The organism is Candidatus Villigracilis saccharophilus (assembly GCF_016711665.1).
This window is the reverse complement of sequence record NZ_JADJSO010000014.1, coordinates 16511-39024: the sequence shown is the minus strand read 5'-3', so window position 1 is coordinate 39024 and position 22514 is coordinate 16511. Positions and strand designations below refer to the sequence as shown.

At 49.9% G+C, this 22514-nt stretch carries 26 protein-coding genes, 2 tRNA genes and 1 pseudogene; 9 read left to right on the top strand and 20 right to left on the bottom strand.

Going from position 1 to position 22514, the window contains the following annotated elements; translation table 11 throughout:
* Positions 1–24: 24 nt before the first annotated feature.
* The gene (locus IPL17_RS05615) at positions 25–1470 is read left to right on the top strand and encodes a nitrilase-related carbon-nitrogen hydrolase (protein WP_345306094.1); all 1446 of its coding nucleotides are present in this window, start codon (positions 25–27) and stop codon (positions 1468–1470) included.
* Between the two features lie 208 nt (positions 1471–1678).
* Here IPL17_RS05615 and IPL17_RS05610 read toward each other — a convergent pair whose 3' ends face one another.
* The 3 genes and pseudogenes from IPL17_RS05610 to IPL17_RS05600 all read right to left on the bottom strand — a co-directional run.
* Positions 1679–2047, bottom strand: a complete 369-nt coding sequence (locus tag IPL17_RS05610; protein WP_345306093.1) for a hypothetical protein — start codon at positions 2045–2047, stop codon at positions 1679–1681.
* A gap of 470 nt (positions 2048–2517) precedes the next feature.
* The gene (locus tag IPL17_RS05605) at positions 2518–3348 is read right to left on the bottom strand and encodes a hypothetical protein (RefSeq protein WP_345306092.1); all 831 of its coding nucleotides are present in this window, start codon (positions 3346–3348) and stop codon (positions 2518–2520) included.
* 83 nt (positions 3349–3431) lie between these two features.
* Positions 3432–3899: pseudogene (locus IPL17_RS05600) on the bottom strand (hypothetical protein); the annotation flags it as partial.
* A gap of 39 nt (positions 3900–3938) precedes the next feature.
* Between IPL17_RS05600 and IPL17_RS05595 the strand changes: the two are divergent.
* On the top strand, positions 3939–4391 hold the full coding sequence (locus IPL17_RS05595) for a hypothetical protein (RefSeq protein WP_345306091.1): 453 nt from the start codon (positions 3939–3941) through the stop codon (positions 4389–4391).
* Between the two features lie 75 nt (positions 4392–4466).
* Here the strand turns inward: IPL17_RS05595 and IPL17_RS05590 are convergent, their stop codons facing one another.
* Together IPL17_RS05590 and IPL17_RS05585 are read right to left on the bottom strand one after the other, a co-directional pair.
* Positions 4467–5270, bottom strand: a complete 804-nt coding sequence (locus tag IPL17_RS05590) for a nucleotidyl transferase AbiEii/AbiGii toxin family protein (protein ID WP_345306090.1) — start codon at positions 5268–5270, stop codon at positions 4467–4469.
* On the bottom strand, positions 5267–5902 hold the full coding sequence (locus IPL17_RS05585) for a hypothetical protein (protein WP_345306089.1): 636 nt from the start codon (positions 5900–5902) through the stop codon (positions 5267–5269). The genes IPL17_RS05590 and IPL17_RS05585 overlap by 4 nt, the downstream gene beginning before the upstream one ends.
* A 171-nt stretch (positions 5903–6073) precedes the next feature.
* Between IPL17_RS05585 and IPL17_RS05580 the strand changes: the two genes are divergently transcribed.
* Positions 6074–6565: a hypothetical protein gene (locus IPL17_RS05580; protein WP_345306088.1), complete on the top strand. Its 492-nt coding sequence runs from the start codon at positions 6074–6076 to the stop codon at positions 6563–6565.
* Between the two features lie 203 nt (positions 6566–6768).
* On the opposite strand, the gene IPL17_RS05575 is transcribed toward IPL17_RS05580, so the two are convergent.
* Positions 6769–6860, bottom strand: a tRNA-Ser gene (locus IPL17_RS05575).
* An 83-nt stretch (positions 6861–6943) separates the two neighbouring features.
* Positions 6944–7031 (bottom strand) — tRNA-Ser (locus IPL17_RS05570).
* Positions 7032–7352: 321 nt separating this feature from the next.
* Here IPL17_RS05570 and IPL17_RS05565 point away from each other — a divergent pair.
* Both IPL17_RS05565 and IPL17_RS05560 read left to right on the top strand, forming a co-directional pair.
* Positions 7353–7508, top strand: coding sequence for a Flp family type IVb pilin (locus tag IPL17_RS05565; RefSeq protein ID WP_345306087.1), 156 nt, complete (start codon positions 7353–7355; stop codon positions 7506–7508).
* A gap of 245 nt (positions 7509–7753) precedes the next feature.
* Positions 7754–7909, top strand: coding sequence for a Flp family type IVb pilin (locus IPL17_RS05560; RefSeq protein WP_345306086.1), 156 nt, complete (start codon positions 7754–7756; stop codon positions 7907–7909).
* 70 nt (positions 7910–7979) lie between these two features.
* On the opposite strand, the gene IPL17_RS05555 is transcribed toward IPL17_RS05560, so the two are convergent.
* From IPL17_RS05555 to IPL17_RS05530, 6 genes are all read right to left on the bottom strand, one after another.
* Positions 7980–9125, bottom strand: coding sequence for an MFS transporter (locus IPL17_RS05555; protein WP_345306085.1), 1146 nt, complete (start codon positions 9123–9125; stop codon positions 7980–7982).
* 5 nt (positions 9126–9130) lie between these two features.
* Positions 9131–9742, bottom strand: a complete 612-nt coding sequence (locus tag IPL17_RS05550) for a hypothetical protein (RefSeq protein WP_345306084.1) — start codon at positions 9740–9742, stop codon at positions 9131–9133.
* Positions 9743–9841: 99 nt separating this feature from the next.
* Positions 9842–10570, bottom strand: a complete 729-nt coding sequence (locus tag IPL17_RS05545) for a hypothetical protein (RefSeq protein ID WP_345306083.1) — start codon at positions 10568–10570, stop codon at positions 9842–9844.
* A gap of 41 nt (positions 10571–10611) precedes the next feature.
* Positions 10612–11514 (bottom strand): class I SAM-dependent methyltransferase, encoded by a 903-nt coding sequence (locus tag IPL17_RS05540; protein WP_345306082.1) that lies wholly within the window; start codon positions 11512–11514, stop codon positions 10612–10614.
* Between the two features lie 97 nt (positions 11515–11611).
* Positions 11612–12910: a UDP-glucose/GDP-mannose dehydrogenase family protein gene (locus tag IPL17_RS05535; protein ID WP_345306081.1), complete on the bottom strand. Its 1299-nt coding sequence runs from the start codon at positions 12908–12910 to the stop codon at positions 11612–11614.
* A gap of 64 nt (positions 12911–12974) precedes the next feature.
* The gene (locus IPL17_RS05530; protein WP_345306080.1) at positions 12975–13358 is read right to left on the bottom strand and encodes a response regulator; all 384 of its coding nucleotides are present in this window, start codon (positions 13356–13358) and stop codon (positions 12975–12977) included.
* Between the two features lie 53 nt (positions 13359–13411).
* On the opposite strand from IPL17_RS05530, the gene IPL17_RS05525 reads away from it, so the two are divergent.
* Positions 13412–14560, top strand: coding sequence for a glycosyltransferase family 4 protein (locus IPL17_RS05525; protein WP_345306079.1), 1149 nt, complete (start codon positions 13412–13414; stop codon positions 14558–14560).
* Between the two features lie 32 nt (positions 14561–14592).
* On the opposite strand, the gene IPL17_RS05520 is transcribed toward IPL17_RS05525, so the two are convergent.
* Complete coding sequence (locus tag IPL17_RS05520) at positions 14593–14811, bottom strand: YtxH domain-containing protein (protein ID WP_345306078.1); 219 nt, start codon at positions 14809–14811, stop codon at positions 14593–14595.
* Between the two features lie 258 nt (positions 14812–15069).
* Between IPL17_RS05520 and panB the strand changes: the two genes are divergently transcribed.
* The 3 genes from panB (at position 15070) to IPL17_RS05505 (ending at position 17974) form a co-directional block, all read left to right on the top strand.
* Positions 15070–15957, top strand: a complete 888-nt coding sequence (gene panB / locus IPL17_RS05515; protein ID WP_345306077.1) for a 3-methyl-2-oxobutanoate hydroxymethyltransferase — start codon at positions 15070–15072, stop codon at positions 15955–15957.
* A gap of 106 nt (positions 15958–16063) precedes the next feature.
* Positions 16064–16972 (top strand): 2-dehydropantoate 2-reductase, encoded by a 909-nt coding sequence (locus tag IPL17_RS05510; RefSeq protein WP_345306076.1) that lies wholly within the window; start codon positions 16064–16066, stop codon positions 16970–16972.
* Between the two features lie 99 nt (positions 16973–17071).
* Positions 17072–17974 carry a zinc ribbon domain-containing protein gene (locus IPL17_RS05505; protein WP_345306075.1) on the top strand — a complete coding sequence of 301 codons (903 nt, stop codon included), beginning with the start codon at positions 17072–17074 and terminating at the stop codon, positions 17972–17974.
* Positions 17975–18060: 86 nt separating this feature from the next.
* Here the strand turns inward: IPL17_RS05505 and IPL17_RS05500 are convergent, their stop codons facing one another.
* The 6 genes from IPL17_RS05500 to dsrO form a co-directional block, all read right to left on the bottom strand.
* Positions 18061–18783: a cytochrome b/b6 domain-containing protein gene (locus IPL17_RS05500; RefSeq protein WP_345306074.1), complete on the bottom strand. Its 723-nt coding sequence runs from the start codon at positions 18781–18783 to the stop codon at positions 18061–18063.
* Complete coding sequence (locus IPL17_RS05495; protein WP_345306073.1) at positions 18780–19889, bottom strand: cytochrome c3 family protein; 1110 nt, start codon at positions 19887–19889, stop codon at positions 18780–18782. Before IPL17_RS05495 ends, IPL17_RS05500 begins: the two co-directional genes overlap by 4 nt.
* Before the next feature lie 3 nt (positions 19890–19892).
* Complete coding sequence (locus IPL17_RS05490) at positions 19893–20177, bottom strand: hypothetical protein (protein WP_345306072.1); 285 nt, start codon at positions 20175–20177, stop codon at positions 19893–19895.
* A gap of 227 nt (positions 20178–20404) precedes the next feature.
* Positions 20405–21466 carry an NrfD/PsrC family molybdoenzyme membrane anchor subunit gene (gene nrfD, locus IPL17_RS05485; protein ID WP_345306169.1) on the bottom strand — a complete coding sequence of 354 codons (1062 nt, stop codon included), beginning with the start codon at positions 21464–21466 and terminating at the stop codon, positions 20405–20407.
* Between the two features lie 16 nt (positions 21467–21482).
* Positions 21483–21674: a hypothetical protein gene (locus IPL17_RS05480; RefSeq protein ID WP_345306071.1), complete on the bottom strand. Its 192-nt coding sequence runs from the start codon at positions 21672–21674 to the stop codon at positions 21483–21485.
* Positions 21675–21676: 2 nt separating this feature from the next.
* Complete coding sequence (gene dsrO / locus IPL17_RS05475; protein ID WP_345306070.1) at positions 21677–22501, bottom strand: sulfate reduction electron transfer complex DsrMKJOP subunit DsrO; 825 nt, start codon at positions 22499–22501, stop codon at positions 21677–21679.
* Positions 22502–22514: the final 13 nt, after the last annotated feature.

Below are 22514 nucleotides of genomic sequence, written 5' to 3'. Positions count from 1 at the left end.
TAATTACCACACAGGAGACATCTCATGAACAAAAAATACTTCTATCTCGCAATCATCTTCATCCTCGGCTTATTCATCGGCGGCAAGTGGAATATCCCGCTCGCGGCATGGATCGTGCCCGTCTTCGGCATCCGCTTCTTCCGCGACAGCGACAAGGCGGGGCGCAACTTCCTTTTGCTTTGGCTCGTCTCTGCCGTCTCCACCATCATCTCATGGCAAGGCGCAACTTTCATATCCAAAATCCATCCTCTGGCTGAAGCAGGCTTCTTTCTGCTCATGGCTCCCATCGGTCTGCTTCCCTACGTCATCGACCGCATGTACCATCGCCGCTTCGGCTCCTCCGCGTGGCTGACGCTTGTGTATCCAATCGCCGCCACCGCCATGGATTTCTTCTCGGCCAGCGGGAGTCCATTCGGGACATTTGGCGCAGGCGCGTATTCCCAGCGGGATTTTCTCACGGTTATGCAAATCGCTTCCATCACTGGATTGTGGGGAATCACATTCGTCGCCAGCTGGTTTGCGAGTTTGACAAATCATCTCTGGGAATGCGGATTCAAATTCACGCACCTCTCGCTGACTTTTGCTGGGATACTCGCCCTGATCCTTGGTCTTGGATTTGGGCGGATTCTGCTCCCATCCCAACCAAAACAAACCGCCCAGATCGCAGGTTTCTCACTTCCAAACGGAAAACTGCAAGAGGCGCTGAATCAACTTCAGGCGAAGGATGAAGCGGGCTTTCGTCAAACAGCGCAAGAATTACACGCGCAGGAATTGGATCAAATCCGTTCATTCGCGCAAAGCGGAGCGGATATCGTTGTCTTGCAGGAAGGCGCAGGCCTGGGTTATACCGATCAGATCGAAAAGTTATTGGCTGAGGCCTCGGTAATGGCGAAGGAAGAAAACATCTACATCGTTTTGCCTACTTTCGATTTTGAAAAAAAGCCGGCTGAGAATATTGTTCACATTATCGCCCCGAACGGCGGCATCGTGTTGGAGCATGTCAAGTATGGCGGCAATCAATTTGAAGGCTCACTGGCAGGCAATGGGACTATACAAACTGTGGATACTCCCCATGGAAAACTCAGCGCAGTGATCTGTTGGGATGCCGACTTTCCTGCAGTGATCAAACAAGCTGGCGAACAAGACGTGGATCTGCTCTTCATCCCTTCAAATGACTGGCTCGAAGTGAAGGATATTCACGCGGGCATGGCAGCCTTCCGCGCCGTCGAGAACGGCATGAGCATCTTCCGCCAGACGGGTGAGGGTGTGTCGTCAGTGGTGGATGCCTATGGGCGCCAGATCAACCGCGTGGATATGTTCACAGAGAATGCAATTGGATTTACAGGGATTCAAAATGTGAAAACTCCGATCGGCTCAGTGGATACGCTTTATATTTTGATCGGTGATGGGTTCGGCTGGGCAATGCAGATCGGGCTTCTGGTTTTATTGGCGATCTTGTGGTTCCTGTGATCTTTGTTGCTCCAAGGAACACTTCGCGCACCTGCCCCGAATGTGTGTTGATAAAGCCAATCGAAAATCTCAAAGTATTTTCCTTTGTGTCCAATGTGGATTTTCTGCGCCAGCGGACATGAACGCGTCTCGAATTCTTCGGGACAGGGCAGTTGTAAACCTGCCGTTGATCTCAGCCCTACCGGGCTAGGGATAAAAGCCTCCGCCTTTAGTCGTGAGGATGTTTACCGAAGAGTGCTGTTGGGCTGATCCCGGCAAGATAATGGAAATTCCCTTCGCCTGCAGTGCGCATCAAGGTGTTGATAACAGAATGGATCTTGCGGTCATCATCATGGGGGCCAGAGATATAGAACGGCTGACCGTCTTTGCCAAAAATCACATTATTTATGCGCGGATGAGTCTCTGGCGGGTCGAGCACCTGGTCACAAAATTGTGCGGTGAAATCAGTATGCGGGTTGAAACCATATCGTGCAGCGTACTCCATTCCGCCGTAAATGATCTCGTGGGCAAGTTCGATGGAACAAGATTCAGGCTCGCCGTTGCACATGTCGGGTAATCCATTTTTAAATTTCTTCAATGGATAATCCGCATTAGCATATGCGTTTTTAATGCCGAGGCAATAAAGATCCACAAGGCATGAAGTAAAAATGACTTTATCAGCGTCCTGCTGGCGGGCAACGACAACGTTTGTGATTCCTTCTTCCCGCCAACCCTGAATGACCCAACAACCCAATATTGGATATTCGCCGTTGGAGATTGCGTGGACCCAATTTTGATTGGCGCGAGAGATTGGAATTTGCAAATTCTTTGGGCAGGCGGGGACCGTTTCTTGGCATTGTGTTTCACCTCATTCATTTAAATATATATTTTCTGATATAAGAAAAGCGTGTTCCGATTTGCCGGTGAATTGACCATTAGCATACATGGACAATTCATATTCTTCACGTGCTTCATGTTTAATCGTTTAGGAAGGAAATATCATTCTTGTTCATTATTTTTGTGTCAACTAGTTTTTTCTTGAACGCAGTGCTGATGGCGATCTTGACTTCAGCTCTTCAAGTTCTTCAGTTTCCCAGAGAACGTTTTCGACAGGCGCTCCCATTTGCGCCCAAACTTTGGGCAGGCAGTCGGAAAGCCAATCGTTGGGAAGAGTATATAAATCTGCCAGATGACGGGCGGAATTGAACGCGTGCAACACGCCAAGCAGGTCAGGGCGCCGCAACTCGCCCCCATCCCTTTGCGGTTTGTCGAAGACGATATGCTCCAGATCGGCTGGTTGCGAAGGAGTTCTGCCGGTCGAGATCCCAGCCCCAGGTCGGGATCAGCGGGGAGGTAGGAGGCGGGCGGGGGTACTCTGCGACGCAGAGGAATATCTAGCGGGGTGATATCCTCCCAGAAATGCCAGTCCATGATCAGCAGTTCTTGGAGTTCATTCTCACGCGGCGACGGTTTCAACGGCAACAGGGATTTGAATTCGCGTTGAGCATACATCATGGCGCGTTCAAAATTCAATTCTTCCTGCTCGGGTTGCGAAAGTAAGCGACGCTTTCCGCCAAAACGGGCGAAGCCAAGACGGTAATGACGGTAAATCTGAGGTTCGTCAACGAGAAAACCGCTATGTTGAAACTTGGTCTGGAGAACAAGGGAAACGCGGATAACTTCATCTGGTCCGTATTCGGCTATAAGATCGTTGACCTGCGCCTCGTCCAGGTTTCCCTGAACACGTAAATTGATCAGCGCTTTGATCAGCTGCTCACGACGGGCGAAGATGCGAAGTCGTTCGCTTGGGGATGGATAGGAGGAGGCTTGGTCATGGGGTTTGGGAATCGCAAGAGGCAATGCGAGGCGCTGCGCGTGACGGCGACGGTGGCGGGTCATAGCAGGTTCTCCTGTTTGGATGATCGTCTCGCACGGAACATTATAGTTGACATGCTTCACAGCTCCTCAAAGTAAATATCGATTTACCCATCCAAAGCAGCTTTGGACGACACGCCGATTTTTTTGATGATTTGGTATTTGCCCACAAGAGAAGCGGGATTATCATGCTGCACAAATTTTAGATATTGCGAGTTCTCTTTTTTTCTCAATTCTATCCTGATCATCTGCCATGCGCAGGTTGAAAGTTTTTTACTCATCAGGATCCGTATATTGCGGGGGACTTTTCCAACCTTTTTAATAATTTTAGGATACCTGCCTTTTGACGTTTTTTTCTCGATTACAACCACGTTGATCTGTTGCCACCAGTCGTCTCCAAAATCAAACCAATACCCAAAGGATTGATCCTGTTTTAGATTCAGGGCGTCAATAGCAGTTTGCTTCACATCCCCTGCCAACTTAAAATCATCGTCTGCTTCGTCCTGATAAGCAGGGAATCCATATCGCCTGGCTTTCGGGTCGTTGGGACCTTTCCCGCCAATCTGGAATTCATATAAATGTTGGTTTCACGTAGACTTCAACGGTGACATTGAATGGTATTGGTTGGTGGGGTTCTGGTTATGAAGAACCTATTTTCTCATCACCAACATGGAGAATGCCTGAAGCCTGTCGATATTATCGCGACGATTTCGCTGAAACATTCTTCTCCGACCAAAAGAGCAGAGGCTTTCTTTCACAAGAGTCACTTGGCTGATCCTACTCGCTTGAGCCGTTTGTTGATCGCTGCATGTTTAGCTTACATTTGGATGATCACCCAAGGTTTTTTTGTCATCGCGAAAGGCAAGTTGTCCTTGATTGACCGCACAGATCGTCGCGATAAAAGTCTCTTTCGATTGGGTCTGGATTGGCTCAAGTATGCTTTGAACATTCCATTGATTTTCAGCCCGCATTTCACCCGCATTCAAGTTCAACGAGAAACAATGAAATTCGATTTAAAGGCAAATAAATCTTGTAGGGAAAAAAATTATACGAGCATATTTTTCTGAGATATTCCCGATAGCCAGAGGTAACCCATCTCATTAAAAAGCGGAATATGCTCGCACAAGAGAGGTTGTGCGCCCTTATTTGAGCAAGCCTAAAAGGTTATCTTTTTTAAGTAAGTCAATATCTTCACCTGCACCAAGGAACGGAAGCACATCATCCAGGGCTTGTTCAAATGAAATAGATTCAACTTTCGAGCGGACGATCTCACGCCAATTTTCAACGGTAAACATTGCTCCTATCCATTCAGTTTGGCTTAGCGCGTTATTGAGCAAAACCAAATTTGGATCTGGCCAGCTCTTGTCACTTAAATACCAGATCAGGTCATAAAGGTCGCGACCTTTTAGATAAGGGCGTTGTAGGATCGCATGGAGTTTTCCTGCCAATAAAGATGCGCGGTCATGATGTTGCAAATTTAATAGGACATGACGGCGAACCATAGAGGTGTCCAGCACTGCCCCTGCAGGCGGATTGGTGTCCACTTCAAGTTTGACCGCCAGTATTTCATCCTGGTGTGGGGATAATTTCAATTCATAAAGCAGCCCTGAAAAACGAATGAAAGCACTATGGACTGTTTTCTGATCATTTACTTTGAGCGTAATTGTATAGCCCTGCGCTTCCAGGTCTTTTCGAATCGTTTGGAGATAGGAACGAAAATCATAGGACACGGGATTTCTTTCAAGCGCGAAATCAAGGTCTTCGGAATAACGCGGTAGTGAATACAAAAACCTCAACGCTGTGCCGCCATGAAACGCGATCGTGGTCATTGCACCTGCACGCTGCAAACTTTGCAGGATCAATGCCTGTAAATATTCGCGCGCCAGATTATGTGCTTCAACAGGGGATGACAAAGATTGGATCAGCGTCTTTAGATATTCTTTCATGGCAAGTCCTTGTATTCATCTTTTTCCTGCAAGGCAAGTAATCCAATTTGTGCGGCAATCCGCCGCCATTTTGGTTTCGCGGCGCGCTCTGCAAATTCATTCAAGCGGACAAGATCCAGGCGATCCATGTTTTGCAAACGGAGCTGGCTGAGGTAGTTGGGAGAATCTGCCTTGGGCGTAAGATGTGCCAGATCGAGCAGAGCCTTTTCAGGCAAGGCAACGAACGCTTGTTGCCCCTGAGAAAGCTCCACGAGTTGATATCCAAAAAAGAAATGAGAAGCTAAATGTTGGAAATGATATCCGCCCTCCCACTGTGATGGGCGAAGTAAGGTCATGCTCAACGTGCGAGGCGTGTATTCGGGGATCAATCCATAAAACGCCAAAGCAGATTGTGCGCTGACATAGGAACCTGGCATCAAGGCGTTTGCGATCAGGAATGGATGAGGAATGATGTTTTGATAAGGCGGAGCGAGTGTGTACAGCCCGCGCCGTAGTTGACGAATACGACCACTTCGCACCCAACGGGACAGTTGGCGCTGCACATGGGCAGGATCCACATCCCCGGCAAGAAGCAGCCCTGTTTCAAAGAAGGGTTGTTCTCCAACAAGGGATAGCAGCCTTTCAAATTTCATGCGATTATTATGCCATACATGGCAAGTTATTACAATGAAAATTTCTAGACATTCCTACTTTTCTGGCTTCTAAATCTATTGTTTTGTGAAAGAAATCGCTACTCGCCGCGCATAGAGGACCTACAAGGACCGAGGGGTTTGGATTGTATATATTCCCCTAAGATCGTTCGAATGAAAAATGCAGAAAGTCAGGTATTTGCATTCATTTCCAATATTAGCTTGCCAGAAAACTGGCATAAAGAAATTGAACGGTTGATGGATGATATGGATACCGTGAGGCAAATCGAAAATCGCCGAGTTCAGATCGCTGATGAACTACGCCGGCTGGGACGCACTTTTGCCGATGGCGCTTTTAGTGAGAGCGAGTATGAAAGCCGAAGCTCAAAATTACTTGCGGAAAAAGAAAGCTTGGTTGTGCCTGATGGCGCTCGGGTTATTGAAGTTGGACTGCGTCTTGAAAGTCTGGGAGATTTTTTGGGTGAAGCAACCGATGAAGAAAAATACCAAATTTTGCATCTTCTCTTGGAATATGTTTATTTTGATTTTTCCCAGAAGAAAATAGTTCGATTCAAACCAAAAGCTGAATTCATACATCTCTTCCGTTTGGCTGCTCCATTGTCAGGATGGACTGAATCAACGGGGAATATATTTTATTTGGCATAAAATTATTGACCCGTTGAAATGGCTTTGCTATACTGCCATCAAGTTAAATTTGTCTGTAAGTGAACACAGGTGTCAAGGACTTGGCACTTGTTGATAAACAAATAATTTAAGTGGTTTGTCTTTTAAAAGGATGAGAGTTCGCCGTCCCGGGCGAACTCTCAAAATGGACAAACTTCACGTGTGCAGTGTAAAAGTTTATCCAATGGCGGGGAGGGCGGGATTCGAACCCGCGACCGGTTTTAAAGCCGGCACTCACTTAGCAGGCGAGCCCATTCAGCCACTCTGGCACCTCCCCATTTTTTTGTAGTAGCGACTTCTTACATTCGGCCAGTCGCACAGGGACAGTTGCTAAAGCTGTCACTACGGATAAGATCAGCCTGGCGGAGGGGGTGGGATTCGAACCCACGTTGGTGTGACCCAAACATGTTTTCAAGACATGCGCCTTCAGCCGCTCGGCCACCCCTCCAGGCGAAAGCGATTTTACCATATATCAAAACTGCCCGAGAAAAAGAAGTGGTTAAATGTTCGCCTGGCGGGCTTACAACCGCCAAACAACCCCAAAACAACATGACAGGAAGATTGGCTTCTTTTAGCGGATATAAAACAATTGAGTTTTCACAACCGCTTTTCAGTTACACCTCTCTTGATAAGATATTCCCAAATTTTGAGCGCCGCCGTACACAAAAAATTTACACTGGATTTACCTGCCATTTGAGATAATGGATGTAGAATTGAAATAACCACGTAATATAATTTCGGGAATCCTCTGGAAAGGAGGAAAAAAGACATGTTGTTCTCATCCAAAGAAAAAGGGCAGGGTCTTGTTGAGTATGCTTTAATTCTTGTTTTAGTAGCCATTGTTGTCATTGCGGCGTTGCTGATCCTGGGACCGATGATCGGCAATGTTTTCAGCAAGATCAACTCCAGCCTCTCCACCTCATGATATTTTTGTTTTGTAACAAATGCCGTATATCACAGGAATAGCCGTTGAGGGACTTCCCTGTATTGCGGCATTTTATTTTTAAGACCAATTTCTTGATACGCATGATTTTCTTTCGTTTTCGAAAGGTTAACATAATTGTTAAGAAATGTGTCATAGGACACTTGTTTTTTTTGGGGGGTATTGTACAATAGAAACATCTCAGGAGACCTTTCTGAGAAATCCAAAAGAAAGGAGAATATTTTCCCATGTTATTTTCACCCAAAGAAAAAGGTCAGGGTCTTGTTGAATATGCGCTGATTCTTGTTTTGGTAGCTATTGTCGTTATTGCGGCTTTGATGATCTTAGGCCCGATTATCGGCAACGTGTTCAGCAAAATCAACACCAGCCTTAGCGCTGTCTAATCTACTCTGATTTCACGAAAAAAGCCCTGTCCGACGACAGGGCTTTTTTCGTGTACTTAACAAGAATTTATCATCCTTTTTGCATTCGGCGCAGCGCCAGAATCGCGACCAGGTTAAAGACTACAGCCGCCAGAGACACGAATACAAAGCCAAGGCGCTGATAAATGATCGCAGCCAGAAACGCACCCAAGGCACGTCCGATTGAATGCCCGGTCACATTTAAGGAGAGCATCGTAGCGCGCGCTGATGGGATCAGCTCAGTCATTAGGGGAATATGACTGACCATAACATACTCAAAAGTAATGTAGAACAGAAATAACCCGATCAGCGCACCGGTTTGAGTTTGACCGATGATCGGGAGCAGAATGGATGCCAGGGCGTTACCGGCCAGACCAAGGGTCAGAGCGAGCGGTTTGCCGAGTCTGTCTGTGGTGAAGGCGACCAATCCCTCTCCGCTTAATTCTGAAATCCCGATCACAGCGGATGCCCCAGCCAAAGCAGCGATCTTCAATCCAAAAGAATTTTCGAGCCAGACCCCAAAGATCACATTAACCAGTTCATTCCCGGCGCTGGCCCATAAGGCAATTGAAACCCCTGCGAGTGCGGGTTTGGATGAAAACACGGCAAGATACCCTCCCCGCGAATCCGCCGTCAGTTCGTGATGCGGGTCTGCCTGCGGGACAATCCGCCAGATCGTTATGAAGACGAGAAGTCCCAGCACCGCCAGTACTGGAAATGGCGCAGACCAGCCAAACTTTGCGATAAGAAACCCCATCAACGGCACGCCGAGAATAAATGACATCGACCAGGCCACTTCTGTCACGGCCAGGGCGGTGCCGCGCTGTGTATAAGGAATGCGGTCACCGAAGTATGCCTGCATGGATGGGTCGAACATGTATTTTCCCAATACGGCCAGAATGAGCGCTGCGGCCAGGGTCCAGATTGATGGATGGATGGCAACCAAACCAACGCCCAAAGTGAAAACAAGCGCGCCCAGCAGCATGCCAAATTTACGCCCGCGCCGGTCTGCGATGGGAGCGAACAACGGGCTGGTCACTCCGATGAGCGAGCGAACAGTCATTAAAAGCGACATGGTGGAAATATCGACGCCAAGCCCGCGCGCAAAGATAGGCAGAAAAGGATACACCATCCTGTGTGCTGTATTCAGGATGGTGCGCAGGAGCATGAAGACGATCAGTTGAAAGCGTATTCGCAATCTGATTATTCTTTAGCGGGCCGCAAGCCAAGGAAAAAGCGCGTCAGGAAATACCCGGCGATCCATGCGAGGATGTTCAAGCCTACGAAAAAAAGTATGATATTCCACAGGCCTGAATTAAAAATGGGGGATGGCGGCGGGTGCATCACATTTTGAGCAGTTGCAAAGACCACGCGCAATGTGATGATGTATAGAATATTCCCAAAAGATGTGAGCCATGAGATATTGAAAAGCCATAGACCGAGCTGGAGTAAGACTCCCGTCACTGCAAACATGATGGCAAGGCGATAACGCGGCTCGGCAAGAAAGAGACCGTTCCAGTTGGATTGCATCGCCCAAAGCGAAAGGGGAAGATAAGTCAGCCAAAAAATAATGCCTGTGCGGCCGAGCGCGGCAGACCATGCGTGCAGAACTTCCTTTCGCAGAATCAGGGCAAAAAAACCCGCGAGCGCGGCGGCGATAAATGCGGCTTCGGCCGCCAATACCCAGGCGCCATGCAGATAAACGATCTTAACATTCGCTCCCAGCGATTTTTCTTCCGGGCCAAAGAAGGCCAGCATTGCAAGCAGAATAATGGTAAGGGAAAAATAGAAAAGGGGTGATTTATTTTTTTCCATTGTGAAAATTTTTCTCCATTAAAAAATTATTGCCGTCTTATATTTTTTTCAGATTACGGATCGCGATGTGTTTTTTGATTCAGCGCTTTCGAGCGCGCGTTACTCTTCTCTATGATTTGAATTCGTACTCGCCGTGAAGAGGTCATCGATCAAGTTACGCAACGGTGACAGGATCCCAATGTGAGCCAGCATCAATGCCGAGATCGAGACCATGACGCCCAGGATCGCAAAGTCCCCAAACAGCATCCACCCATTTGGGTTGGCGACAAAGACATATCGAGCGATGATCACAAATAGTTGCAGTACACTGATCACAAGCAAAGGGATGGCGAAGGGGCGAAGTTCATGGTCTTCCACCATCAGGTGCAGGCAGATCAAAACGAACAGCCCGCCCAACAACATGAATAAATAAGCCCAGAAGTGCAAGGCGTCATAATTTTGAAGGAATAGCTTTTGAATAACTTTTATGTAAAGGAGGCTGACGGCGACAAGGCATCCCCAGGCGTACATCTGAATCACAATGGGGTAAACCAGATTGCCAAAAACGCGAATACTGACCAGGCCGAAGACCCAGCCAAAGAAAAATGCAAATCCAAGCACGATCAACTTGACCAATAATCCATCAAGGCTGCCGGCGAGCCCGTCATCAAATATGTCTAGGATAAATCTCGTTGCGCCAAGCATGGACAAAGTCAGCGCGGCCAGGCTAACAAGCATGGTAATAATGCTAAGCATCCCGCGAATATCAATGTTCTTTTTACGCGGTGGTTTGGCGGGCGGTATATAAAACGGGGGAACTTTAGGGAATGGTTCTTGTGGTTTCGTCATGTAAATATCTTCCAACCCATACACACTGAACTTCGTGTATTCTACTTCATCCGCTCACGAAAATCATAAATGCCATTTTCCACAGACCAATTCGACTCGCAGATCGGGCAATGCAAATGACCGCTATTTTGCTCAAGTTTTTCGCCTTCGCAATCAGGACATTTGAAAAGATCGACCACACTCAACGAGGCCGACTCAGCGCGGCTGTCACTTTTGTTTTTTGCCTTCACAAACACGCTGGGCGTGAATTGCCAATACTTCCCTGAGGGCTGAAAAAATCCATCCAAGGCGGCGAGCAACCTGGCGGGAACGATGCGTTTTAACAAACCCAGCCGAAAATGCGAAACGGTGAGCGTCTTCTCAATCGAAAACCCCAACTCTCCCAGCCAATTGCGGATCGCTCTCGGATGAAAATCAAAATTCAATTTTACAAACTCGACCGGCTCAAGCGTAAATGGATTCCATTTCTGCCTGCCAAGCAGATAACGCAAAATGGATTTGAGGTTGAGTTTATTGGCAAATTCAAGAATGAAGATCGCGTTCGGACGAAGAACTTTCTGTATCTGCCTGAGGGCTTTGGGCGCATCCGCCATATGATGCAGGGCGCGGATCATGGTGGCGGCGTCAAATTGACCGTCCCGGAAAGGGAGGCGGTAAATATCCGCGGCAACATAGATATATTGGTCGGAGCTGCCAAGTTTTTCCTGAGCCTGGATCAATTGCGTGGTGGAATAATCAAGCAGGACAATGCGCTCAAAACCAGAGTAGCGCGGCGTATTGCGGCCGGCGCCGGCACCAAGCTCAAGCATGAGTTTTCCGCTTGCGGGGAGCATTCTTTTGAGCGCGATCGCTTCGGCACGGTCTTCATATTCACGCCCGCCCTGCTCCCAAAAAGATCGCTGATAATCGGAGCCTTCGTAATTACAAACTGGAGGAGTGGTCATATAGTCTTCTTGTCTTCTTGTCTTCTTGTCAAAAGGAAAGTCGGATAGACGGAAATTGTACCCGACTATCCGACCTGATCATTAATTGGTCAAAAGGCTAGGATCGGCCAATGGCGCGATAGTTAAAACCCATCTCGCGCATCAACCTGGGATCGTAAATATTGCGTCCATCATAAATGACCGGGGATTTGAGCAGTTCCTTCACTTTTTCAAGGTCGAGCTGCTTGAACTCGTTCCATTCTGTCACGACCATTAACGCATCGCAATCCTTCGCCATCTTGTAAGGCTCGTCGAACATTTCCACAGCGGGCAGGATCGGACGGGCAACTTCCATTGACACCGGGTCGTAAGCGCGGACTTTCGCGCCCGCTTTGATCAACGCTTCAGCGATATCAATGGCCGGCGCGTCGCGCATATCGTCCGTGTTCGGCTTGAATGCCAACCCCAGCAGACCGATGGTCTTGCCTTTCAAATCTCCGCCCACCATTTTTTCAACGTGCTCGACCGCAACCTTGCGACGGTCATAGTTAACTTCCATGACATCATTCAAAATGCGCGGGTTGAGTCCATTTTCCTTTGCCATAAAAGCCAGCGCTTCCACATCCTTCGGGAAGCACGACCCGCCCCAGCCGAGACCGGCATCCAAAAAGTGACGGCCGATGCGCGCGTCGTAGCCCATGCCGGCGGCAACTTCCTTCACATCCGCGCCGACCAGTTCGCACAGGTCAGCCAGTTCGTTCATAAAGGAAATTTTTGTGGCGAGGAACGCGTTGCTGGCATACTTGATCATCTCGGCGGTACGCAGGTCTGTGATGACGATCGGAGCCCGCAGCGGCAGGTGCAAATGCGCCACCTTATTGGCGGCATCCTTATCCAACGAACCGATCACGGTGCGGTGCGGGTTGGTGAAGTCGCCGATGGCAGAACCTTCACGCAGGAATTCAGGACAGGATACGACCGAGAAGCCGATCGGCTTGGGCTGGGCGCCCTTCACAATGTCGGCCACCCAGTCACCGGTCCCGATCGGAACCGTGGATTTGTTGATGATGATCAGCGGAGCATTCATATTCTCGGCAATCGACTTGGCGGCGGCGGCCACATACTGCAAGTCCGCCGCGCCTTTCGCATCCGAGGGAGTCCCGACGGCGATGAAGGCATATTCAGCATCCTTCAACGCTTCTTTATAGGAAGTTGTGAACGTGATGCGCCCGCTGTTGACATTGCGTTTTACAAGTTCGTCGAGACCGGGTTCGTAAATGGGCATAATGCCTTTTTTAAGGTTTTCAACGCGCTGTTCATTAACATCCAATGCTGTGACGCGGTTGCCAAGATCGGCAAAACATGCCGCTGTTACAAGACCGACGTATCCCACGCCGACGACGCAAATTTGTTTCATAAATTTTCCTCTTTGTTTATTATTTTTTATTGACTTGTTTTTAAGTCCAGAATTGTGAAATATATCACATTACTTTCCCTTTATTCACCCACAGATTTACCGTCTCCACCAGGTCAAGCAAGTCCATGGGTTTGGTGACGTACTCATCGCAGCCCACATTCAGCGCGCGGATGCGGTCACCTGGCATGGCGTACGCAGTTACCGCAATCACAGGAATATAGGAGATGTGTTCGTCTTTTTTGATCAGGCTGGTCGCTGTCCACCCATCCATGATCGGCATGGAGAGATCCATAATAATAAGGTCCGGAACTTGCTTTTGAGCGGCGCTGACCCCGTCCAGCCCGTTCACAGCCAAAAACGTTTCATAGCCGTTTCTCTCGAGAACGAAACGCATTAATTCATAAGAATCCATATTATCTTCAACGACAAGGACACGTTTTTTGCTCATTACGCAACTATACTACGCCTCACGAATACGGACAATATGTATATAATCACTCTATGAAACTTCTCTTTGTGGCTGATGGCCGTTCCCCGATCGCGCAAAACTGGATCCGTTATTTTGTAGAACGCGGCGACGAGGTTTATCTTGCATCCACATTTGCCTGTGATGTGGACTTCCCAATTAATCGGCTGGAATTTACCCCTGTGGCTTTTAGCTCTGTCAAAAAACAGAGCACCAAACCTGGCAGCGCTTCAGGGCGAACCTCAGGCCTGGTCACCGCCATCAGACAGTGGCTTGGCCCGTTGACCATTCCCCGCTCCGCGCGAAAACTCCGTGCCTTTATTCAAGAAGTTAAACCAGACCTGGTCCACGCGCTGAGAGTGCCTTATGAAGGCATGCTCGCCGCGGAAGCGTGCACAGGCGTGCCGTTGATCGTATCCATCTGGGGCAACGACTTTACCCTGCACGCGCCGTCCACACCGCTGATGAAATATTACACCCGACGGACAATGTCGATAACAACTGCGCTCCACGCCGATTGTGAACGGGATATCCGCCTTGCACATGAATGGGGTCTCAGCGCAGAAAAACCCACTTTGGTCACCCCCGGCAACGGCGGGATCAGAAGCGATGTTTTTTATCCGCCGCAAAATCCAGTGAAGGACCCGATCATCATTAATCCGCGCGGATTCCGGGCCTATGTCAATAATGAGGCCTATTTCAAAGCCATTCCGCTGGTGCTTGAAAGGCGCAGCGACGCGAAATTTATTTTTTCTTCGATGGAGGGAAAGTCGCAGGCTTTGCAATGGATGCAGGAATTAAAGATCGAACATGCGGTGCAATTGAACCCCCAGCTTTCACACCTTCAAATGGCAGAGACGTTTCGCGGCGCGCAAATTGTTGTTTCGCCGGCCATTCACGATGGCACACCCAACTCGTTGCTGGAGGGAATCGCCTGCGGATGTTTCCCGATCGCGGGCGATCTCGAATCCATCCGTGAGTGGATCACGCATGGGCAGAACGGCCTGCTGGTGAACCCCAATGATCCGCAGTCCATCGCGGACGGCATCCTGCTGGCCATCCAAAGAGAAGACCTGCGACTGGAAGCCGCAGGCCTGAATGCAAATATGATCTCCGCGCGCGCGGAATATGGAATGAATATGAAGAAGATAGGGGAGTTTTATAAAACCGTAATTGGTGATTAGTAATTGGTAAATGGTAAATTACCAATTAATTGTTAGAACTCCCTCGGCGCGCGTAAAGTTTCGAGCCGTCCACGCAATTCGATCTTGCGCGAATCAGCAGCGTGCTGAACATCGTGCATAAAGCCCTGTCCGCGCTCACGCAGTTCGCCGCGCAGCCTCTCGCCTGATTCAGGCGCTAAAAGCAACGCTACCGTGGACCCCACCAGCGCGCCGACAAATATCCCAATTAGAAAACCAAACATTCTTCGCATGTGAATTTCTCCGTTTCTATATGTCATTGAGATGACATGTGATGTTGAATAAAAATATTATACTGCTTATTAACCAGACTTCGAAAGTCCTGTGTAAATCGTAAGAAACGCCATCCCCTCACTGTCAAATACATGCACCACAATAGCCAAAACCATCATTTTGTGGAATAATGTCCACACCGCACGTATCCTTGGGAACGTGACGAAGTTAAAACAAATCAAAACGTAATTCGGACTCTACCTATATTGGAGGGTACCATGTCAACCACAACAATTTCCCCCGCCACATCACAACACGCTTCGCGTAAAAAGGTGACCACGCTCACGTTCCGCCAGAAGAAGGAACGCGGCGAACCGATCACCATGCTGACAGCCTATGACTATCCCACTGCAATGGCGATGGACAAGGCTGGTATTGATTCCATCCTCGTCGGCGATTCGCTCGGGATGGTCGTGCTCGGCTATGACAACACACTGCCTGTCACCATGGAAGATATGCTGCACCACGCACGCGCGGTCTCACGCGGAGCGAAGTCCGCGCTGCTGGTGGGCGATATGCCCTTCATGTCCTATCAAGTTTCCATTGAAGAAGCTGTCCGCAATGCGGGGAGATTTTTACAGCAGGCCGGCATGGATGCGGTCAAACTCGAAGGCGGACGGGAACGCGCAGACGCGGTTCGCGCGATCGTGGGGGCGGGGATCCCCGTGATGGGTCATCTCGGACTCACGCCGCAGTCCGTCCATCAACTTGGCGGATTCCGCGCGCAGGGAAAAACTGCAACCGCGGCGAAACGTCTGCTCGAAGATGCGCACATTCTTGAAGATGCAGGCGTATTCAGCCTCGTGCTGGAAGCTGTCCCTGCGCGGTTGGCTGAAACCATCTCCAAACAAATTTCAATTCCCACCATTGGCATTGGCGCGGGCGCGGGTTGTGACGGTCAGGTGCTTGTCACGCATGACCTGCTCGGTCTCTTTGAACGCTTCACACCGAAGTTCGTCAAGCAGTATGCAAACTTCCACGCCGAGATGAACAGGGCTTTCACGGAATATCTCGATGATGTGGAAACAAAACGCTTTCCCGCCGTTGAGCACACGGTTGAGATGAGCGATGAAGAGTGGGATGAGTTTCAGAAAGAAATAAAATAAATCATGTCGTTGTGAGCCACGCTCTTTTTTTGTGGCGAAGCAATATCCTGTAAAGTTGGAGGTTGCTTCGGGGTATCGCCCTCGCAACGACATATAAAGGTAAAAAATGAAAAACGATATTCTTCTTGTTGGCACAGGCGCATTGGCAACGTTGTTCGCGGCGCGGTTGAGCGAAGCGGGGCATTCCGTGTCCATGCTGGGGACGTGGAAACGCGGATTGGATGCCCTGCAAAAAAATGGCGCGCGCCTTGTAGATGCAAATGGAAACGAACGCGCGTTCAAAGTCCACGCGACGGATGATCCGTGTGAAGTGAGCGGCGCGAAATTCGCGCTGGTGCTGGTCAAGTCCTGGCAGACGGAACGCGCGGCCGGTCAACTTAAAGAATCACTGGCAGGCGATGGGCTTGCGCTGACCCTGCAAAACGGACTCGGCAACCACGAAACGCTCGCGCGTGACCTCGGGGCTGAGCGGGTTGCATTGGGCATTACCACCACCGGCGCGACTCTGCTCGGGCCGGGTTTGGTGCGGGCAGGCGGGGATGGAATCATCTCCATTGAACAGAATCAGGCACTCGGTCCGCTTGAAGCGGCTCTGCGGTCATCCAACTTTAATCTGCACATCGTTAACGACGCGAAGTCGCTGATGTGGGGCAAACTCGTCATCAACGCCGCCATCAACCCATTGACCGCCTTACTGCAAATCTCGAATGGCGAATTGTTATCCCATCCAAATGCCCGTAAAGTGATGGCGTCATTGGCGCGCGAAACCGCGCAAGTGGCGCAGGCTGAAAACGTGAACCTGCCTTTCAGCAACCCTGTCAGCGCGGCGGAGGATGTGGCGCGGCAAACCGCCACAAATCATTCATCCATGTTTCAGGATGTGCGGCGCGGTGCTCCAACCGAGATTGACGCCATCTGCGGAGCGGTCACAAGACGCGCCGAGAAGCACGGCATCCAGGCTCCCTACAACCGCGCGTGCTGGCAATTGGTGCGAGCCAGTGTCAGCCATGTATAAAGCGTGACATTCTTCAGCCATAATTATGCGGTTGGGTATATCCGCAAATTTCCGCGCATGGTAAGATAAATCAAAATTTTCATGTTCGGAGGTACTTCCATGCGCAAGTGGTTTTCAATATTGGTATTGGCAATATTTTTGGCTTTCCCCTCATCAGCATTCGCACAGACAAAAATAACTTTGGCAAGCATGAACGTGCAGTTGTGGCCCGAGTACGATCAGCCCAGCATGCTGGTGATCACAGATTTTACGGCGGCGGCAAATACAAAGTTCCCGGTTGATGTTAATTTCCGCATTCCGCTGGACGCCAACCTGATCGCCGTGGCGGCCTATGCCGAGGACGGAAATCTGATAAATGCTGTTTTCGAGGGACCAACCGCGAGCGGCGAGTGGCAGGTCTTTACTGTTACATTGGAAGGAGCGAGAGCGCACTTTGAATATTACCAGCCGATCACATTCAGCGGAAACCAGCGGGTGTTCTCCTACCTCTGGGACGGCGATTACGCGGTGGACGCATTCGATATGCGCGTGCTCGAACCAGCAGACACGAGCTCGCTGACCACTGTTCCAAAACTCAATTCGATCTCACAAGAGAATGGACTGAAATATTTCAAGGGCGAGTCTGTCAAGCTGGCGGCGGGTGAACAGTTCACGCTCAACCTGCAATACAACAAAACGACCGATACGTTGATCGCGTCCTCGCAGGGAGTCCAGCCGTCCGCGCCCGTGGATGAGAATACGCCCGGACGCGTTTCCTTAAATAATTATCTGCCCTACGTTATCGGCGGTGTAGGTGTTCTGTTGATCGCGGGCGGATTTGTATATTATTTACGATCAGGCCGCAGCACATCCAAAAAGTCCCGACGCAGAGCGCACTCAACAAACACAGAGAGCGAGGAAGCGGATGAAGAATTATATTGTCCCCAGTGCGGAACGCGCGCAAAGCCCAATGATCGTTTCTGCCGTGTATGCGGCGGCAGGATAAGGCGCGCGGAAGGATAAAACCTGGAATTCACAATTGATAAAAGAGAGCCGCTAAAGTTTTACGCTTTAGCGGCTCTCTTTTTTTTATTTGCTTCTGTCTGACACTATTTGTCGTCGGGTTTGGAAGCGGGCTGCCCGGTGACTCGTTCGTACTCTTTCGCATGGAACTTGCGCATTTCATCTTCAGTCAAGCGCCCGGTAAAGATGCTCAGATTCAAGCGTTCAATATGAACATGATAGAAATGCCAGATCAGGATAAAGATCCCGGCGACGACGGCTTCGGTGCTGTGTGCCATCTTGGAAGCTGGGACAACTCCGCCCGGCAGGAATTGCGTGAACTGCACCGGGAACCAGATGATAAATCCACTGATCCCCATGAGCGCCAGACCAAAGAACAGGAACCAGTAAGTCACCTTTTGTTCAAAGTTGTATCTTCCAAAGGCGGGCTTATCTTTGCGCAGGAAGAGCAGGTATTGCAGCATATGCCAGGCATCATGGATATCCTGCATGTTAGGGAACATATCGGCGGACATCTTACGGCGCGCCATCAAATAGATCGCGCGGCCGATATGATAGATCGCTTCGAGGGTAAGCACGATCGCGGCAATGTGATGGATCTGGCGGATCAGGTCCAATCGCTCCGGCGTGGATAACAGATCCTGACTCCACGACATATCGCGGTATTTTTGCGGAAGCCCGGTCAGCAGCAATACAGTCACGCTCAAGAAGAGGAGCGCATGCTCCCAGCGTTGACCGAGGTTGAAACGGGCAAAAAATCTTTCCTGCTGTGCAACAGGTGTACGTTTAATGGTTTTCTTCGCACTCATGAAAGGGTACTCCTTACGCGGTCCACAATGGAGTGAATGATCTGAAGCAGGACGTAAATGATACACGCCCACAAAATGAACGGGGTAAAGGATGTGTAGAATTTATCCACATAGAACAGGATGGGAGTGCGCTCAAGACTGACTTCGTTATGTCCAGTCCACGCATCCACCCAGTTGGGACCGGCAGTCGGGTGACATTTTTGGCAGGCAGTGAGCAGGTTGGCAGGATTGACCTTGGAAGCCGGGTCGCTTGTCTTGCGCATATCATGAACACCGTGACAGTCGGTACAAACTGCGCTATCGTGCCAGACCGTGCCCCAGCGCGCTTTGTATACGGAAATATCAACTCCGTGCCAGGAGCGTTTATAAATGCTGTACACATCTGATGAGAGGCCATACTTATCCATCAGTGCCTTGTCCGCGTGACAGCGCGCGCAGAGTTCCGGGCTTTCCACGCGGAATTGATCGGTGCGGGCGTCTTGAATATTGTGCACGCCGTGACAGTCGGTACAAACCGGCACATCGGGATTGTCTTCCGATAACAGCGCTTCGCCATGAACGCTTTGTTTGTAAATATCAACAATTTCGCCGTGACATTTGCTGCAAGTTTCAGAAACCAAAGAGCGCGGCTCGTCGGGCTTTTGCGTATCGTGATGCCCATGACAGTCGGTGCAGACCGGGGCATTCTCATTCCCAGCCAGAGCGGACTGCGCGTGCATGCTATCCTGTGCCTTTGCGTAATTGGCGGAGTGGCATTTCTCACAGGTCTGATAGTAATTGAGCGAGAGTTCCCGTTTGGTCGCGTATTTCTGTTCAGGATGTGGATATGTGGAAATATTATTATGGCAGGCTTCACATTCAATGCCCTTGCTGCTGTGCACGGAATGGTCGAGTTGATCCTGCGAAACATACAGGGAAAGTTTTTCCCCACTCGGGAGGGTCATACTTAATGTGGAATCGCCATGACAGGACAGGCAGTATTTTTCTGTCTCCTGCATGGAAGGTTTCGCGTTCGCGGGAAATGTCGCGAACAAACTCGCCAGCAGGACGATCAAACCTGCAAGGATCAACCACGGCGCTTGTCGGTAAAAAGTGCGCGTTGTCATTGGTTATGACTCCTTCTTCTTGGAAGTGGCGGTTTTCTTTTTCACGCCCATATCTTTCTTTTTTAAAGGCGCGGGGTCTTCCCCGGCGTCTTCGGTGGACTCCTCTTCGCCTGTTTCTTCAGCTTCAGCATCTTCAATGGGTTCCGCAAGCGGCTCACCGGGATTATCATTTACAAGCTGAAAGCGCCGTAATAGATAAGAGATGCCAAACAGAATGCCGAGCGGAATCAGACAACGCAGGACGAACATGACAGCCATGAATAAGGAACTGGTAAAGTTTTCGTTCATTGTCATCCCCTCCGTGATTGAAGTATCGAGCTGCTTGGTACATGGATTGTAGACATTGAATCTCCAATAACAGGCGTAGATTAATTAAAGATAAGTATAATACGAAACCCTCAAATTCCGATACTTGACATTTGTCATAAATTTAAGAATTACAGGGACCTGCCTTTAAGAAAAAATATCCCAGACATCAATTTTATGTCTGGGATAAAGTGTTTCATTCCATTTTCTCAATGATGGTCTTCGTGTTTGCCTTTGAAAGGCAGGTAACGAGCCGCAAAACTGAACGCCAGCAGCCAGTAAGAAATGACAAGGGTGGCAACCGCGAACTCAACCCAGGTCGGCGCATAAGAATTGATGCGGATAATGGGTGTGTACGGATCATAGGTGGAAGACGCGATCAGACCCGCAAAGTTGTAATTCCAGCGGGTCAGAATGGCAGCGAAGATCGGAATAACCGAGGCAGTCATAAGATAGCGGAAGTTTTTGACGGATTTTGCCGCAAGCAACAAGGACCCGGCAATGGCAGGCAGGAGCGCCTGTCCAAGCCAGAACGCCATGGAATACGGCGCCACGGCATTAAGCGCTTCTGTCTGGAGGGTAATATTGCGGTCAAAGGAATAGTAGTTTGTGACCGCCCAATCCCACAGGCGCAGATAAGTGAGTAATAAGGTGATGCCGCCGGCGATGCGCGCCACATCATAGAGCACATCGTCTTTGACCAGTCCCGGGCGCATAATGCGGAAGACCACCACGCTCATAAAGAACAACAGCGCGGTACCGCCGCTCATGGCAGAGAAAACAAACTGAGTCGGCGCGCTTTGATTGAACCAAACACCGCGCCCGTATAACACGGAGTAGGTCGCGCCAAGTGAAGCCTGGTGCAGGAGGGAAAGTGTCAGCCCAACGATCGCCAGAACAGGACCAGCCTTGTGCAGCCAATGTGATAACCACTTTGCAAACTCCACCACCTTCTTTAAGATGGGGAATTTTTCGTGCAGTGGATGGCCGTCAAAAAATGGGTGTTCAACAATAATGGGGATAAGCTCTGCCATCAACACGGTCAGGTAGAGCACCACGCACATGGTGATCTCCCACAAGAGGGAGTGAACCTGCCAGAAGACAATCGGATGCCAAAAACGCAGCGGCTGCCCAAGGTCGAATAAAAGGACCATGCCCGCAGTGGAGTACCCGAGGAAACCAAGCAATACCGCCAGTTTGCCAACGATCTCAAAGCGCTTGATCTTCAACAGATAAACGATCACGCCAAAGGCAAAAGCAGAACCGCCCAGTGAAATGGACGAAAGGTCAACCGAGATCCATAGTCCCCAGGGAACGCGATTCGAAAGACCGGGTCACTTGCAATCCGTCACGAAGAACGACGAAAGCGCCGATCAGCCCGAACACGACGCCCAGGAGCAAGAAGCCGATCCAATATGGGAAGACATCAATTAGTTTTTTTCCGAAACGCAATTTAGGGTAATTAATTGTGGTTTGCATGATTAACTCCCTTGGAAGCGGTTATCGGTTGTTGGGGGAATATAGTACACACGCGGTTCGGTGCTGAGTTCTTCACGCAAGCGCATGGTGGTTTTGGCTTCGCCCAGTGCGATCGAAATGGGGCTTTCAGGGTTGTTCATATCGCCGAAGATCCTCGCCACGGTGGGACAAGCCACGACACAGGCGGGAGTCGCTTGCGGGTCAACGCCGGGTACCAGGCCGCGTTCCAAGCCCGGGTCAATACGATGCGTGCAGAAGGTGCATTTTTCCACCACGCCGCGCGGGCGGTTCTCAACTTCCTGCAAACCAAAGTTCGGTGACTGCGGACTGCGTTCGATCGGTTCCTTCCAGTTAAAGACACGCGCATCGTAGGGGCAGGCCACCTGACAATAACGACAGCCGATACAGCGGTCGTAATCCATCGCAATGATCCCATCTTCACGATGATAGGTCGCCTTGACCGGGCAGACATGCACGCACGGCGCTTCCTGGCAGTGCATACATGGACGTGAAAGGAAGAACTCCTCCCCGCTTTGTGTGGTCTCATTTGTGACTACGCAATAACGCATATCGTCGGCCAGATTATTGACCGCTTCGCAAGCGAAGGTGCAGTACTGGCAGCCAATGCACAGGTTAATATCGATCAACATGCCCCATTGCGGACCCTTGCCTTCTTCGCCGCCGGATGAAGCCTTGACGGTCATATTGCTCATGGCAACCTGGGCAACACCCGCCGCGACAGCAAGTCCGCCGGCGAGTTTCAGAAAATCACGGCGCGAGGTCGCGGCATTTTCCGGTTCAGGTTGTTCGTTTTTAATTTCGCTCATCATAAGTCTCCAT